Source organism: Anaerotignum faecicola (genome assembly GCA_024460105.1).
Taxonomy (GTDB): Bacteria; Bacillota; Clostridia; order Lachnospirales; family Anaerotignaceae; genus JANFXS01.
Genome location: JANFXS010000106.1, coordinates 1 through 551, shown reverse-complemented (window position 1 = coordinate 551; position 551 = coordinate 1). Strand labels below are relative to the sequence as shown.

General features: G+C 54.1%; 1 protein-coding gene. It reads left to right on the top strand.

Annotated features, from left to right (window positions below; genetic code table 11):
• Nucleotides 1-551: decarboxylase (locus NE664_12975; protein MCQ4727545.1), on the top strand; the 551-nt coding region annotated here is incomplete at both ends.

The following is a 551-nucleotide window of genomic DNA, read 5'->3' as shown; positions in this document are numbered from 1 at the left end:
CATGAGATGATGGCTTTTGGCGGCAGACTGGAGCGTATTCGGCAGCAGCTTATGGAGATGGAGTGTCTGACCCTTGTTGACGGTGTGAAAGGCCGGTGCCATGTTTTTGATGTGGACCGGTCTAAAATTGTGGTTTCTGTAGGGAAAAGCGGTCTGACCGGTCCGGAGCTTCAAGAACGGCTTCGGAGAGAGTACCGGCTGGAGATGGAGATGTGCGGGCCGGATTATGTGACGGCGATTACAACGGTGGCTGACACGGATGAAGGGCTGGAACGATTGTGCAGGGCGTTTATGGAGATTGATCTTGATCGGAAGCGGTCTGCGGAGGGCTGTGAGAATTCTGCCGGAAGCTGTGTGGGGAAAAACGGGGATAATGCCGGGGAAAGAAGCAGTGGAATTGTGGATAACGGGATGGAAAAGGAACGTGTTTGTGGATGGCCGGAGATTGCCATGACGATTGCCCAGGCGATGGACGCTCCGGGACAGCCTGTTCCGCTCGATGATTGTGAGGGGCTGGTTTCTAAAGAGTTTATCTATATCTATCCGCCGGG